The 521-nt window shown below is 68.9% G+C and carries 1 protein-coding gene; it reads right to left on the bottom strand.

The window, feature by feature from the left end:
• Nucleotides 1-426 (bottom strand): hypothetical protein (locus tag JNK74_30235; protein MBL7650449.1); only part of this gene is annotated, 426 nt, incomplete at its 3' end.
• Nucleotides 427-521 lie beyond the last annotated feature (95 nt).

Here is a 521-nt window from a genome sequence, read left to right as displayed (position 1 = left end):
CATGCCGATGATGTCGGAAACCGCCTCCTCCTGTTCGCTGGCCGGATTGGCAATCAGGGTGGCCTGGAAGCGGCTGCCGTCGCTGCGTTGCAGGAGCAGCCGCGTGCGCCCCGCCATGGCATCGGACGCGGTGGGCGGCGCGGGGATCAGGATCTGCCCTGCCCCGTCCTCGAGCTGGAAGTCCAGGTGGCGAAGGCTGCCCGAGCGGCTGATGCTGCGCAGCTTGGCCACCTGGCTGTCGAGGGCCTCCGGCGCGATGTTCTGCAGTGCCGAGAGTTCGCCGACCAGGTGGGCGAGTTGGTCTGCCCCCTGGCTTTCCCGGCGGATGTCACTCTGGGCGCGCAGGGTGGCCAGCGCCAGGGCCACCCCGAAACAGGCGAGGAAGATCCAGGCGGAGCGCCGCATCAACAGGCTGGTCATGTCCATGCGCGGTCACCCCCGATGGAAGGCGGGCTCCCGCAGGAGCCCAAGCTGATGAACAAGCGTCAGAGACTGTAGCGCACGCCGATCCAGGCCGTCCG

It is taken from the genome of Candidatus Hydrogenedentota bacterium, from assembly GCA_016791475.1.
Lineage (GTDB): Bacteria > Hydrogenedentota > Hydrogenedentia > Hydrogenedentales > JAEUWI01 > JAEUWI01.
This window is presented reverse-complemented; position numbering and strand designations above follow the sequence as displayed.